Source organism: Marinobacter sp. L-80, assembly GCF_056859395.1.
In genome coordinates this window covers 190,431-204,896 of record NZ_JBSXOI010000074.1, presented here as the reverse complement: position 1 = coordinate 204,896, position 14,466 = coordinate 190,431, and the positions used below count along the sequence as shown (strand labels likewise).

The following is a 14,466-nucleotide window of genomic DNA, read 5'->3' as shown; positions in this document are numbered from 1 at the left end:
GCGCGGATCAGGCCGACTGTTTGCGCAGCAGGTCGCGCTTTTTCAGGTGCACCAGGATCTGGCTCACCGCCGCCGGGGTCACACCCTGGATACGTGAGGCCTGAGCCACGGTTTCCGGCCGCACGGTCTTGAGCTTCTGCTTGATCTCGTTGGACAGGCCGCCGATGACGTCATAATCCAGATCCACCGGCAGGGCGGTGTTCTCGTTTTTACGGAGCCGCTCAATCTCGTCCGTCTGACGGGAAATATAACCCTCGTACTTGATCTCGATTTCCACCTGATCCGCGACCACCGGATCTTCAGCTTTCTCGGCACCGATCTCGGCAATGTGGCTGTAGACAATCTCGGGCCGGCGCAGCAGCTCTGCCAGGGACTGATCACGGGTCATCGGCTGCTTGAGAAAGCCGTTGGCGCGCTCACCGGCCTCGGTATTCGGGTGAATCCGGGTGGCCTCGAGGCGGCTACGCTCGGTTGCGATCGCCTCGCGCTTGTCATTGAACTTCTGCCAGCGCTCATCATTAACCAGGCCGTGCTTGCGACCGGTTTCGGTCAGACGCAGATCGGCGTTGTCCTCGCGCAGGATCAGGCGATACTCGGCGCGGCTGGTAAACATGCGATAGGGCTCGGACGTGCCCATGGTGATCAGGTCATCCACCAGCACACCCAGGTAAGCCTCGTCCCGGCGCGGGTACCACTCGTCTTTTTCCTGCGACCGCAGGGCAGCGTTGATCCCGGCCAGCAGCCCTTGGGCGCCCGCTTCTTCATAGCCGGTTGTGCCGTTGATCTGGCCGGCAAAATACAGGCCCTGGATAAACTTGGTTTCCAGGGTATGGCGCAGGTCCTGCGGATTCAGGTAGTCGTATTCGATGGCGTAACCCGGCCGGGTGATATGGGCATTTTCAAAACCGGGAATCGAACGCACCGCCGCCAACTGGATATCAAACGGCAGGCTGGTGGAAATCCCGTTCGGGTAGAGCTCGTTGGTGGTCAGGCCTTCCGGTTCTACAAAGATCTGGTGCGAATCCTTGTCAGCAAAGCGGTTTACCTTATCCTCGATCGACGGGCAGTAGCGGGGGCCCACACCTTCGATGCTGCCGGCAAACATCGGCGAACGGTCGAAACCGCTGCGGATAATATCGTGGGTCTGTTCGGTAGTCCGGGTCACGTAGCAGCACACCTGTTCCGGATGCTGGCTACGGCTGCCGATGAAGGACATCACCGGGGTGGGGTCATCCCCCCACTGCTCCTGCATTACCGAGAAATCCACAGACCGGGCGTCGATGCGAGGCGGCGTGCCGGTTTTAAGGCGACCAACGTTGAACGGCAGTTCCCGCAAGCGCTGTGCCAGGGCATTGGCCGGCGCATCACCGGCACGGCCGCCGGCATGGTGCTGCATACCAATGTGAATAACGCCGCCCAAGAAAGTACCGGTGGTAAGCACCACGGTCCTGGCGTTGAAGCGAATACCGGTCTGGGTCACGACACCGGTCACCTGGTCGTTTTCCACAATCAGATCGTCCGCCGCCTGCTGGAACAGTGTCAGGTTCGGCTGGCTTTCCAGGGTATGGCGGATGGCGGCTTTGTAAAGCACACGGTCAGCCTGGGCACGGGTGGCACGCACGGCCGGTCCCTTGCGACTGTTGAGGACCCGGAACTGGATGCCAGCCTTGTCCGTGGCCTCGGCCATGGCACCGCCAAGCGCATCGATTTCTTTCACCAGATGGCTTTTACCAATACCGCCGATGGCCGGGTTGCAGGACATCTGGCCCAGGGTCTCAATGTTGTGGGTCAGCAGCAGGGTCTGGGAACCCATGCGCGCAGCCGACAGCGCGGCCTCGGTACCGGCATGGCCACCACCAATGACAATGACATCGAAACGGGTCGGAAAATCCACAGCTCACCTCGGAAATCGGGGGATAAAATCGGGCGGCGAGTATAACGCTTCACCCGGGAAATTGCAGTCAGGATGTGCAAATTTTAACCAGAGACGAATCACGTTGAAAGCGGCAGTGGCCTGGTCAGGGCTCAAAGGGGACTTTTCCGAGCGTTAAATGGATAGTGGAAAACCGAAACTTACGGCTTTTCATGGGTTTGGATCACTCTTCTCAGAAAAGTTTTCAAGAAAGTTATCCACATGCAAGACTACTTATTAATCACCCTAAAAAAACACCTAAGCTATTGTTTTATTTTATTTTAAAGAAAGTAATCCAAAGGCTTTCCGTAGGTTGTCCAACTAATTATCCACAGAACTGCCGGCTGTTTTTCGTCGAAGCCGCCAGACCACCAGCAACACCAACCCGTTCAGGAGCGAGAGCAGGAGGAAAAACCCCGGAATGCTTACCTCCAACACACCAAGCACCACAATTCCGGCCAGGGCACTCACTACCATGAACAACGCATTAATGACATTCAGCGCAGCAATGATACGGGCACGTTTGGTCCGTGGCGTTTCGTGCTGGATAAAGGCGTACAGAGGCACGATGAAAAGACCGCCGCAAATCCCGATACCGACCAGATCCATCAAAACCCTCAGATAGACAGGATCGGTCAACAGGGTCCACCAGGTGGAGGCCATGGGATCATCCGGCACCGCAAAATACAGGTCTATTCCGAACAGGCTCAGCCCCAGGGCGCCCCAGGGCACGGGTGACAGGGTAATGCGGTGTTTGGTGAGTCGCTCGCACATCATGGAGCCGATGGAAATTCCGATCGTGAACATGGCCAATAACAGGGTCACCACGGTCTCGTCACCCAGGAGGTTGGTGCGGGCAAAATTGGGAAACTGGGTCAGATAGGCGGCTCCAAGGAACCAGAACCAGGAGATCGTCAGCACCGCCAGCAACACCTGCCGGCGCTCGGCCGCCAGAGCCATCAGTTTCCAGGTTTCGAGCACCGGGCGAAAACGGACATTGACACCGGAACCATCGGATTCGGTCACCGGAACCTGACGCGCCGCGAGATAGCCGAACACCGCCATGACAAAAACGGCAACCGCCGTCAGCCGGGCCGCCATCTCAAAGCCCATCAATAGACCCGCCGCAATGGTGCCCAGAAGGATCGCCACAAACGTGCCCATACCAACCAGGCCATTGCCGCCCACCAGCTCATCGTCCGCCAACACCTGGGGCAGGATCGCGTATTTCACCGGACCGAAGAACGTGGACTGGGTACCCATCAGGAACAGCAGAACCAGCAACAACTCGTACCAGCCGAACCACAGTCCGAATGCGGCAACGGCCATGATGACAATTTCCGCCAGCTTCACATTCCGGATGATTCGGGATTTTTCGTAGCGATCCGCCATCTCGCCGGCAATACCCGAAAACAGGAAAAACGGCAGTATGAAGAGGAAAGCGGCCAGGTTAACCACCACATTCACCGACAACCCCATCAAACCGCCGGCACTGTAGGTGATCAGCAGCAGCAGCGCGTTCTTGAACAGATTGTCGTTGAAGGCGCCAGAGAACTGGGTCAGATAAAACGGCAGGAACCGGCGTTGGCCAAGCAAACGGAACTGACTTTTCGATGGCATCAAGAAACCCTGTTTTGGTGCGTTGCCGGCGTTGCGACCGAAAATTTGCCCGAATCCGGTGCAATAGCGCAAAAAGCGGCAATCATGTTCATTTATTTGACGGGGTTAAGCATTTTCAAACGCTTGATTTTTGGCCGTCTGGTACGAAATTCGCTTGGTCTCCTTGTTCAGACACTTTTTCATCGGGCCAGGATGGCTGGATTATTGGCACTATAAAGGTTCCTGACCATGAGCAGCGTAGTCCGACTTCCACGGCGCATCTATCGCGGAGCCGAAATATCCAGGACTCCAAAGATCATCGACGACTATGATTTCAGTTCTGTTTACCAGCCTATCCTGAGCCCAACCCATCGAAAACTGGTTGGCTACGAGGCATTGGTCCGGGTCAGAAAGAACAATGAGAGCATCTCTCCGTTTACGCTTTTCGAACAGGCCGAAAAAAACAACCAGACACCGGAGCTGGATCGGCACCTGTTGCAGCTCCATCTGGACAACTTTGCGGCCAGCTCCCAGGCCGTCTGGCTGTTCCTGAATATCAATCCCGGTACCTGCATCCATCCGGAAGCCTCCCTGGAAAAGCTTGCTCTGCAATGCCAGCGTAGCGGAATCGATCCCGAGAAAGTGGTTCTGGAACTGGTCGAAACCGCGTCCGACAACCCGACCGCACTTCTGGAATTCATCCTCAAGGCCAAAGCACACGGCTTTCAGATCGCTATCGACGATTTCGGTATGGGCGATTCCAATTTTGAGCGCCTGTGGCGTATCAATCCGCTCATTGTGAAACTCGACCGGAGCCTATTGGTAAACGCCGAGAACAACAGTCGCGCCCGAATGCTGCTGGAGAGTCTGGTAAAGATGATCCGCGAAAGCGGCAGCCTCGTGCTTTTGGAAGGGATCGAGAACCACACCCAGGCTCACATTGCCCTGCAAACGGAGGCCGATCTTCTGCAGGGCTTCCTGTTCGCAAGGCCGTCCAACCTGAAACAACACGAGCCGGAGCTGACCGAACAGGCGCTAAAACGCATCATTGCCGATTCCAGCGAGTCATCAGCCCAGGACATACGGGATCAGGAGAGTTATTTCCGCCTTCTGCGTTTCGAAATTCTCGAAGCCTGCCATTCCCTGAGCCGGGAGTTGCCGTTCAGCACCGCCTGCAACAAGCTGTTGGAAGTGGATGGCGTGAAACGCTGCTTCCTGCTGAATCCCCAGGGCATTCAGCAAGGCAACCTTGCCCGCGCCAATCCGGACATTCATCGCGGAAAGTTCAATCCGCTGTATCATTCCGCCGGCGCTCAATGGACCCACCGGGAGTACTTCCGGAATGCCCTGGAACGGCCCCAGCACATCAGCAGCTGTCGGCCCTATGTCGGTCTGCCGGATGCAAAACGTACCGTCACCCTCTCAACAATGCTGCCGGGGCAACAGGTCTTCTGCGTCGACATACATCCGGATGAGATATTTGGCGGCCAGCTGGAGTTCCCGGCCACCCTGTAATCATCCGGTCAGTCAGAAATCGTCGGCGCGTTTCTGTGGCGCGGCGGCCAATCCAGTGCCACCCGCCTGTCCGGACGCCTGACGTTCCAGTTCTTTTTCCACCGCATTGGAAGACTTGGCAAACCGGGCCAACAGGTTGTAGAGCACCGGAATGATGAACAGGGTCAGCGTGGTGGCGAAGATCAGCCCGCCCAGAATGACCATACCAATCGACTCCCGGCTCTCGGCTCCGGCGCCGGTGGCAATCACCAGGGGCACGGCACCGAAAATCGTTGATATGGTGGTCATCAGTACCGGACGGAAACGCAGACAGGCGCCTTCGAGAATCGCCTCTCGCACCTCGTAGCCTTTGTCCCGGAGCTGATTGGCGAACTCCACGATCAGTATCCCGTTCTTCGCCATCAACCCCAGCAACATGATGATGCCGATCTGGCTGTAGATGTTCAGACTGATACCCGTCCACCAGAGCGCCAGGAGAGCCCCGGTTACCGCCAGCGGCACCGACAACATGATGATCAGCGGATGGATCCAGCTTTCAAACTGGGCTGCCAACACCAGGAACACGATGACGAAAGCCAGCGCAAAGGTAACGTAGATTGCCGCCGAGGATTCCTGGAATTCCCGGCTCAGGCCTTTGTAACTAATGCGGGCTTCCGGCGGCAGGTTATCCACAGCCAGATTGTTCAGGTAGGTCAATGCCGAACCCAGGTCGTAACCATCCGCCATAGACGCACTGATCACCACAGCGGGCAGGCGGTCGATGCGGCGGAGGTCCGGGTTGGCGCCGATCTCCTGCACGGAAACCAGTGCCTGCAATGGGATCAGGTTACCGCCCTCCCGGGGCCGCAGGAAAATCTGGCCGAGGTCTTCGGGCGTTGCCCGGTTGGCATCTTCCGCCTGAATGATTACATCGTATTCGCGGCCTCGATCGATGTAAGTCGTTACCTGCCGGGAAGCCAGCATGGTCTGCAAGGTGAGGCCCACGTCTTCTACCGTGATATCCAGATCCGCGGCCCGTTCCCGGTCGATGTTCACCCGAAGTTCCGGCCGGGTCAGCTCGAAATCAGTATCCAGGTTCTGGAGATTCGGGTTTTCCTTGGCGCGCTCCACGATCTCCTGGCTCCAGGCCTGAACCGACTCATAGTCCGGACCAGCCACCACGAACTCGATCGCCTGGCTGAAACCCCTTTGGCCCAGACCCGCCGGATTGACGGCCACGGTCCGGATGCCGGACACATCAGCCAACTTCCTGCGGATTTCGCTGGTCACCTCCTGCTGCTTGATATCCCGCTCTTCCCAGGGTACCAGGCCCATGATCATGAACGCGTTGTCCTCTTCATTGCGGAATCCGACGATAGCAAGCAAACGGTTGGCTATCCCCTCGTCCAGATACGGGAGCAGTGTTTCTTCCACCTGCCGAACGTAGTGGTCGGTGTATTCCACCGTTGAGCCACGGGGCGCGCTGGTGGGCATGATAATCACGGCACGGTCTTCGGTAGGCGCCAGCTCCTGAGGCAATTTCGGATACACCACGGCGGCAATGACCAGCCCGACAAGTCCAAGGCCCAGTAACAAGCCCGGCTGCCTCAGGGAAAACTCCAACAGCCTGCGGTAACCATTGGTCAGGCCATTCAGGACCTTTTCACTGGCGGCCCAGAAACGATGACCTTCTGCCGATTCGGGGCTGTGCCTGAGCCACTTGGAACACAGCATCGGCGCCAGGGTCAGGGCCACGAGGCTCGAAAACACCACTGCCGCCGCCAGGGTAAAGCCGAATTCGGCAAACAATCGGCCAATGTTGCCGCCCATGAAGGAGATGGGAACGAACACCGCCACCAGGGTCAGAGTGGTCGCAATCACGGCGAAGGCAACCTGCTTCGCGCCCCGGTAGGCGGCAAGCAACGGGGGCTCGCCCTCGTCAATCCGGCGCTGGATGTTTTCCAGCATCACGATGGCATCGTCCACCACCAGGCCGATGGCAAGAATCACCGCCAGCAGGGTCAGTACGTTGATGGAAAAACCCAGGAAGCCCAGACCGATAAAGGCACCAATCACCGCAACCGGAATGGTCACCGCGGGAATGAGAGTCGCCCGCCAGGAGCGCAGGAACAGGAAGATAACCAGGATAACCAGGGACACCGCAATGGCGAGCGTGGTGACCACTTCCTTGATGGAAGCCCGGATGAAAATGGATTCGTCGTAGCTTTCCGCGATGGTGACTTCCGGTGGCAGTGTCTCCCGGATCTTCTCCAGCTCGGCGCGGACGGCATCGGAAACCGCAACGGTGTTGGCCTTGGACTGGCGGATAATCCCCATGCCGATGGCGGTCTGGCCATTGGCGCGCAGGCGGCTCACATCCGACTCCACACCCATCTGGACATTGGCCACCTCACCCAGGCGCAACAGATCATTACCATCCCGGCGAACCACAAGCTCCCGGAACTGTTCCACGTTCGACAGCCGGCCCTCGGCCCGCACGGTGAAATTCCGGGTGGACGAATCCACCGATCCTGCCGGCAGCTCCACGTTGTTGGCACGCAGGGCCCGTTCGACTTCCGCCACGGTGATATCCCGGGCCGCAAGACGTTCGCGGTCCAGCCAGACCCGGATGGCATAGCGCCGTTCGCCGCCAATACGCACGTCGGCAACACCATCAAGTACCGACAACCTGTCCGCCAGGACCCGGTCGGCAAAGTCACTCAATTCGGCACTGTCCCAGACATCACTGCGCAGGGTCACCCACATCATCGGGCGTGCATCGGAATCCGCCTTGCGCACCACCGGTGGATCGGCTTCGTCTGGCAGCTGGTTCGCCACCCGGGACACCGCATCGCGGACATCATTGGCGGCAATATCCACATCGCGCGCCGTGGTAAATTCAATACTGGTTCGGGACTCGCCCTGCTCGGTGGATGATTCGATCGACCGAATACCCTCAATGCCACTGATGGCACCCTCGATCACCTGGGTAATCTGGGTGTCTACCACCTCGGCCGCCGCGCCGGTGTAGTCGGTGGAGATGGAAACAACGGGTGGGTCAATATCCGGGTACTCGCGCACCGGCAGGCCCATCAGGGCTGCCAGACCGAACACAACGATCAGAAGACTGAGGACCGTAGCGAACACCGGCCGCTTGATGGAGACGTCAGAGAGGACCACCGGTTACGACTCCCTGGCCGTAATAAAACGATTCTCGGGAATGGCTTTGTCGTCTTCCAATACCCGAACCCGGTCCCCACTGCTGAGCCGGTCCTGACCGGTCACGATCACCGGGTCTTCCTGGCTCAAACCGTTCGAAACTTCCACAAAACCGGGCATGCGCGAGCCCAGGCTCACCGAAACACGCCGGGCCACACCGTCTTCAGCCACAAACACATATTGTTCATCACCCCGGATCATCACCGCCTGCTCGGGGATTACCAGCGCCTGCCGTTGCCGGAGTGTAAGCGTCGCAGACATGAACTGTCCCGGCCGGAGCAAACCATCCGGGTTATCGATCAGTGCCCGGACAGGCAGCGAACGGCTCAACTCACTGACCCTGGAACCCAACTCCACCAGCTGACCGGAAAAGGTCTGGTCCGGATAGGCCGGCGATGCGCCCCTTACCTCTTGCCCGAGACTCACCTGCCCCAGGAAACGCTCCGGGATCGAAAAGCCCAGTTCCATACGGTCGGTGGTATCCAGAGTAGTCACCGAGGTCCCGGCAGTAATATAGGCGCCGACGCTGATGTCACTCAGCCCGACCACACCGGCGAACGGCGCCTCGATCCGGTGGTTTTCCAGACGAACTTGAGCTGACTGGCGCTGAGCCTCGGCGACATCGACTGACGTTCTCAGTTGATCCACCTGGGACTGGGAAATGCTGTTGTTCGAACGCAACCGCTCTGCCCTTTCAAGCTGTCGGCGGGCATCCGCCAGTTGCGCCTCGATCACCTGCAGGTCTGCCCGGGCCTGGCGATCATCAAGCCGCAACAGGACGTCGCCCTGCCCCACCCGGCGGCCGGTTTCCAGATTCGATTCCACCACCCGGCCACTGACCTCCGTGGTCAGTTCCACCGCGTTCAGGGCTTTGAGACTGCCAACGGCATTGACCACGTCCCGTACTGCCTCCATCTGCGGAAGCATGGTGTTAACCGCGCTGGCGGGACGTTCTCGGCCGCTCTGGGCGGCGGTCCCATCATCGAAGTTCTGATACACAAAGGCGCCGCCGATAGCGACAGCCACCAGTACCAACGCAATCAACCACTGTTTCCACATAGGATTTCCAGGTATTTCGGGGTCAGGTTAGTCGTCTGTTACTTTTTCTGGATGACCAGAACCACCTCGCCCACGTCGATTCCCCACTTGCTCATGGTGGTCTGATTGATCAACGTGTCGGGCGTAATCAGGTACATCCAGTCATCCATGCGTACGTCCAGGGTACCGTCGCCATAGGCCACCTGGAGCACATAATTCATGTGAATTGCATTGCCACTCCAACGCATGGTTCCGGGTTCAACCACGTCACCGGCGTCAGCATGGTAGCCGTCTTCCGCGGGAGTCAGGGTCCAGACGCGGGTCTGCACTTCGCCGTCATCGAAACGGAACACCTCATCCAGAGTGCCTACGCCCTCGTCATCCCATGACGCGCTGATATCCGCATCAAAGGTGCGAATCACCTCACCGGAAAAATTCTTGACCACCCCCCGGGCGGAAAGTTCGCCGGTAAAGAACTCTTCAGGGACCAGTTGTGGCGTGCGGTCGGCGTAGTCCTCGAGCGAGGGACTGGCACAGCCACTGAGCAGCAGTGCCGAAAACAATACCCAGAGTATAGGTGTCGACAGGCGTTTCAATATCTCAGTAAACAGGCTTTGCATGACTTTTACACTCTCTAAACAGGAATATGTGGGGGTCCTCGGCGCAAGGAAATACGCCGAAAGCCTCTTTAACGATCATTACCCGGAATCCACGATCTCTGCTACGTCATCTCGGCCAATTGTCCATTCTGACAGTCTGCCCGGTGCTTTTCGTCAATGGCAGTGCCCGGGTATTGGCGTAAAACACAAGGCAACGAACGGTGGTTGCCCACCCAAGATTGTTGAGAAAGACACAGAGGATTCCGCTATGCCGGTTTACAAAGCACCCCTGCGCGACATGAAATTCCTGCTGAACGAGGTGTTCGATTACCCGGGTCATTACGCCACCCTGACCAGCGGTGAAAACGCCTCGCCCGATATCGTGGACGCGATACTCGGCGAATGCGGAAAGTTTTGTGAAGAGGTGCTGAGCCCACTTTACCTCTCTGGCGACGAAGAAGGCTGCAAACTGGACAACGGTGAAGTCACCACACCCGCCGGTTACCGAGACGCCTACCAGCAATACGCCATGGGGGGCTGGCAGGGACTCTCAGCGCCCGAGGAATACGGCGGCCAGGGCCTTCCCGCGTCCATGGGACTGCTGAAACAGGAAATGATGGGTACCGCCAACTGGCCTTTCTCCATGTATCCGGGGCTGTCCCTGGGGGCCATGAACACGATTTTCCTTCATGGTACGGAAGACCAGAAACAGACCTACCTTGCGCCACTGACGGAGGGCCGCTGGGCCGGCACCATGTGCCTGACCGAACCCCAGTGTGGCACCGATCTGGGCCAGGTAAAGACCAAAGCCGAACCCCAGGCCGACGGCAGCTACCGGCTTACCGGAACCAAGATCTTCATCTCCTCTGGCGACCACGACCTGACCGAGAACATTGTCCACATTGTACTGGCCCGTCTGCCCGACGCCCCCAAGGGCACTCGGGGTATCAGCCTTTTTATCGTACCCAAGTTCCTGCCCGACAGTAACGGCGATGTCGGTGAGCGCAACGGTGTCGTCTGCGGCAGCCTGGAAAAGAAAATGGGCATCAAGGCCTCGGCAACCTGTGTACTGAATTTCGATGGCGCCACCGGTTTTCTCATTGGTCCCGAGAATGAAGGGCTCAATTGCATGTTCACTTTCATGAACACCGCCCGTATCGGCACCGCCATTCAGGGCGTCGGGCCGGCGGAGCTGTCCTATCAGTGGGCGTTGGCCTATGCAAAAGATCGGCGCTCCATGCGGGCACTCTCAGGAAAGAAAGAGCCGGACCAGGTCGCCGACAGCCTGATCCATCATGCTGATGTGCGCCGGATGTTACTGACCCAGAAGGCCATCGCCGAAGGCGGTCGGGCCATGCTTTATTACTCGGCCCGGCTGGCCGATCACATGGTCGAGGGATTCACCGAAGGTGACGATAAAAAGGCGGAAAAGTACGATGACAAACTCGGCTTCCTGACGCCAATTCTGAAGGGCTTTCTCACTGAACTCGGCTGCGAAGCGGCCAACCTGGGGGTCCAGGTTTTTGGCGGCCACGGTTACATCCGCGAACACGGCATGGAACAGATTGTCCGGGATACCCGCATCGCCACCCTGTACGAGGGCACCACCGGAATCCAGGCGCTGGACCTTCTGGGACGAAAAGTATTGCTGACGACCCAGGGCGGCGCGGTGCGCGAGTTCACCCTGAACATTGCCAATTTTGCCCGTAAGCATCTCACCGATAAACGGCTACGGCCCTGGGCTCTGGAACTGCTCAAGCTGACCGGGCAATGGAACCTGCTGACCGTCCGTATCATGCTCGCGGCGCGCAAGGATCGCGATGTGGTGAGTTCCGCATCCTACGATTTCCTGATGTATAGCGGCTACGTCACCATGGCCTATATCTGGCTGCGTCAGGCTGCGGTGGCTGTGGATAAACTCGATAACGGTGGTGAGGAATCCACCGGATTTTACCAGGCCAAGCTCGCCACCACCGAGTTCTATTTTGAACGTTTGCTGCCCCGGGCCCAGAGCCACGCTGCCAGCATGCTCAGCCCGAGCAAAAACCTGATGCAGCTCGACGCCGAAGATCTGGCCTTCACCGGGTAGGGTATCCGGTACACCTTATCCCCGGGCCTCGGCCCGGGTTTTTTTGCCCTTGAAATACGTCCGCCTGAACCCATATTACAGGTGCATTTCCGCATTGGAGTTATTAACTTACTGAATTAAATAGAAATGTTCTGATTTCTCAAATAAAAGTAAGGAGGTTCGAATATGGAGACTCGTACTGACGACTTTTATCCCACCCGCCTGGAACGCCCCACCAAAAGCTTTGAACGTCAGGATCCCGTGGTGCACAGCAGCGGCTCGGACCGTTCCGACGGACCACTGAGCGAGACTGAGCTGGCACGGTATGAGCGCGACGGTTTTCTGGTCATTGACAGTTTTCTCGACCAGGCCACGGTGCGCCAGTTCCGGGAGGATTTGCGGGGCTATGAGGACGATGAAAGCATTCTGCGCTCGGAAGGCACCATTACTGAACCCGGCAAGCAGGAGATCCGCTCGATTTTTGGCATTCACGAACTGTCGGACCGATTCGACCGGCTGACCCGGGATCCCAGGATTCTGGCCATGGTGCGTCAGCTTCTGGGCAGTGAAGCCTACATCCACCAGTCCCGGATCAATTTCAAACCCGGCTTCCACGGCAAGGGTTTTGACTGGCACTCGGATTTTGAAACCTGGCACGCCGAGGACGGCATGCCACGGATGCGGGCAGTCAGCTTCTCCATCGCCCTCACCGACAACACGCCTTTCAACGGCCCCCTGATGCTTATTCCCGGTTCCCACAAGACCTTTGTGCCCTGCGTTGGCCGCACACCGGAGGACAACTACCAGTCGTCGCTGAAAAAACAGGAACTTGGTGTTCCCAACAATCGGGACCTGGCAGCCATGGCGGATGACTACGGTATCAAAGCGCCAACCGGCCCTGCCGGCTCGCTGATCATCTTCGAGTGCAACACGCTCCACGCCTCCAATGCCAATATGTCGCCCTGGCCGCGCAGCAACCTGTTTTTCGTCTATAACAGTGTGGAAAACCAGCTCCAGGCCCCATTCTGCGGCAACAAACCGCGCCCGGATTTCCTGGGCAACCGCAACAGCACTGAGGCATTGGTGCCAGTCACCTCCGAGGAACGCCGGAAGACCGGTTAGCGCTATTTACCGATACAGAAGCTGCTGAAGATCTTGCCCAGTAACTCATCAGGCGTCAGATGCCCGGTGATCTCGCCAAGGCTATCCTGGGCGGCACGCAGGTCTTCAGCCAGAAGCTCGCCGGCACCGAAACCCTCCAGCTGGCTCTGGCCCTGGATCAGCAGGGCCTGGGCGCGCTCCAGGGCATCAAGATGGCGGCGCCGGGCGAGGAAACCACCTTCTGTGGTGCTGGCAAACCCCATGCATTGTTTGAGATGGTCCCGGAGTATCTCCAGGCCCTCGGCAGACTTTGCTGCCAAACGGATCACCGGCGCGCTCTGATGCTCTTCGGCACTGATACCGATCGTTTCACCAGAGAGGTCCACCTTATTCCGTATCACCGTCACCGGGGCGTTGGCCGGTAGCTGGTCGATGAAATCCGGCCAGATTTCATGGGGACTGGTTTTATCGGTGGTAGTCGCATCCACCATCAGAAGAATGCGATCGGCCTGACGGATTTCCTGCCAGGCCCGGGCAATACCGATCTGTTCCACTTCGTCCGGGCTGTCCCGCAGGCCGGCGGTATCGATAATGTGCAGGGGCATCCCATCGATGTGGATATGTTCCCTGAGTACATCACGGGTTGTGCCCTCAATCGCCGTCACAATGGCCGCTTCGCGACCTGCCAGGGCATTGAGGAGACTCGATTTGCCGGCATTGGGCCTTCCGCCGATCACCACTTTCATGCCGTCACGAAGCATCGTTCCCTGCTGGGCTTCGGCCAGGATTTTCCCGAGCCGCTCCAGGAGGTTTTGAAGGTCACTGGCTACCTTGCCGTCAGCCAGGAAGTCGATCTCCTCCTCGGGAAAATCGATCGCCGCCTCCACGTAGATCCGTAGATGCGTGACCGCCTCCACCAGATCTTCGATCTGCCGGGAGAACACACCCTGCATCGAACGAACCGCGCAGCGCGCCGCCTGCTCGGAACTGCTTTCAATCAGATCGGCAATCGCTTCGGCCTGGGCCAGGTCCAGTTTGTCGTTCAGAAACGCCCGCTCGGAGAACTCTCCGGGCCGGGCGAGTCTTGCCCCCTGGCTGCAAACCTCACGGAGCAGAAGATCGAGAATCACCGTACCACCGTGCCCCTGAAGCTCGAACACGTCTTCGCCGGTGAACGAGTGAGGGTTGGGGAAAAACAGGCCGATGCCTTCGTCTATTAACTCGTCATGGCTGTCATGGAAGGGGCCGTAATGGGCATATCGCGGTTTCGGCTCAAATCCCAGCATCTTTTTTGCAATGGCGAGGGCCCTGGGCCCAGAGATACGAACAATGCCAACTCCGGCCTGTCCCGGTGCGGTGGCGATGGCTGCGATGGTGTCAGAACTCTGGCTCATGCTTTTTCCACAGGCTGAAAACAACAAAGGCTCCATACAGGA

9 protein-coding genes are annotated in these 14,466 nt (G+C 58.2%); 3 read left to right on the top strand and 6 right to left on the bottom strand.

What is annotated here, in order from left to right:
• Positions 1–7: 7 nt before the first annotated feature.
• A complete protein-coding gene (mnmG, locus tag AC13E3_RS16905; protein ID WP_273157815.1) occupies positions 8–1,894 on the bottom strand; it encodes a tRNA uridine-5-carboxymethylaminomethyl(34) synthesis enzyme MnmG in 1,887 nt (628 codons plus the stop codon).
• 339 nt (positions 1,895–2,233) lie between these two features.
• A complete protein-coding gene (locus tag AC13E3_RS16900) occupies positions 2,234–3,532 on the bottom strand; it encodes an MFS transporter (protein WP_062783728.1) in 1,299 nt (432 codons plus the stop codon).
• A 228-nt stretch (positions 3,533–3,760) separates the two neighbouring features.
• Between AC13E3_RS16900 and AC13E3_RS16895 the strand changes: the two genes are divergently transcribed.
• The gene (locus AC13E3_RS16895) at positions 3,761–5,026 is read left to right on the top strand and encodes an EAL domain-containing protein (RefSeq protein WP_405417674.1); all 1,266 of its coding nucleotides are present in this window, start codon (positions 3,761–3,763) and stop codon (positions 5,024–5,026) included.
• A 12-nt stretch (positions 5,027–5,038) separates the two neighbouring features.
• On the opposite strand, the gene AC13E3_RS16890 is transcribed toward AC13E3_RS16895, so the two are convergent.
• From AC13E3_RS16890 to AC13E3_RS16880, 3 genes are read right to left on the bottom strand one after another with little or no spacing between them, the layout of a single operon-like run.
• On the bottom strand, positions 5,039–8,185 hold the full coding sequence (locus AC13E3_RS16890) for an efflux RND transporter permease subunit (protein ID WP_405417677.1): 3,147 nt from the start codon (positions 8,183–8,185) through the stop codon (positions 5,039–5,041).
• A 3-nt stretch (positions 8,186–8,188) separates the two neighbouring features.
• A complete protein-coding gene (locus AC13E3_RS16885; RefSeq protein ID WP_273157808.1) occupies positions 8,189–9,283 on the bottom strand; it encodes an efflux RND transporter periplasmic adaptor subunit in 1,095 nt (364 codons plus the stop codon).
• 38 nt (positions 9,284–9,321) lie between these two features.
• Complete coding sequence (locus tag AC13E3_RS16880; RefSeq protein ID WP_273157807.1) at positions 9,322–9,882, bottom strand: DUF3833 domain-containing protein; 561 nt, start codon at positions 9,880–9,882, stop codon at positions 9,322–9,324.
• A 247-nt stretch (positions 9,883–10,129) separates the two neighbouring features.
• On the opposite strand from AC13E3_RS16880, the gene AC13E3_RS16875 reads away from it, so the two are divergent.
• Complete coding sequence (locus AC13E3_RS16875) at positions 10,130–11,950, top strand: acyl-CoA dehydrogenase C-terminal domain-containing protein (RefSeq protein ID WP_482902269.1); 1,821 nt, start codon at positions 10,130–10,132, stop codon at positions 11,948–11,950.
• Positions 11,951–12,115: 165 nt separating this feature from the next.
• Positions 12,116–13,051 (top strand): ectoine hydroxylase, encoded by a 936-nt coding sequence (gene thpD, locus AC13E3_RS16870; protein WP_288365730.1) that lies wholly within the window; start codon positions 12,116–12,118, stop codon positions 13,049–13,051.
• Between the two features lie 2 nt (positions 13,052–13,053).
• Here the strand turns inward: thpD and mnmE are convergent, their stop codons facing one another.
• The gene (mnmE, locus tag AC13E3_RS16865; protein WP_288365729.1) at positions 13,054–14,424 is read right to left on the bottom strand and encodes a tRNA uridine-5-carboxymethylaminomethyl(34) synthesis GTPase MnmE; all 1,371 of its coding nucleotides are present in this window, start codon (positions 14,422–14,424) and stop codon (positions 13,054–13,056) included.
• Positions 14,425–14,466: the final 42 nt, after the last annotated feature.

Excerpts from the sequence above, each read along its gene's own strand:
- AC13E3_RS16900 (WP_062783728.1), bottom strand. The coding sequence starts at position 3,532 with ATGCCATCGAAAAGTCAGTTCCGTTTGCTTGGCCAACGCCGGTTCCTG.
- AC13E3_RS16895 (WP_405417674.1), top strand. The coding sequence starts at position 3,761 with ATGAGCAGCGTAGTCCGACTTCCACGGCGCATCTATCGCGGAGCCGAA.
- AC13E3_RS16885 (WP_273157808.1), bottom strand. The coding sequence starts at position 9,283 with ATGTGGAAACAGTGGTTGATTGCGTTGGTACTGGTGGCTGTCGCTATC.
- AC13E3_RS16880 (WP_273157807.1), bottom strand. The coding sequence starts at position 9,882 with ATGCAAAGCCTGTTTACTGAGATATTGAAACGCCTGTCGACACCTATA.
- AC13E3_RS16875 (WP_482902269.1), top strand. The coding sequence starts at position 10,130 with ATGCCGGTTTACAAAGCACCCCTGCGCGACATGAAATTCCTGCTGAAC.
- thpD (WP_288365730.1), top strand. The coding sequence starts at position 12,116 with ATGGAGACTCGTACTGACGACTTTTATCCCACCCGCCTGGAACGCCCC.
- mnmE (WP_288365729.1), bottom strand. The coding sequence starts at position 14,424 with ATGAGCCAGAGTTCTGACACCATCGCAGCCATCGCCACCGCACCGGGA.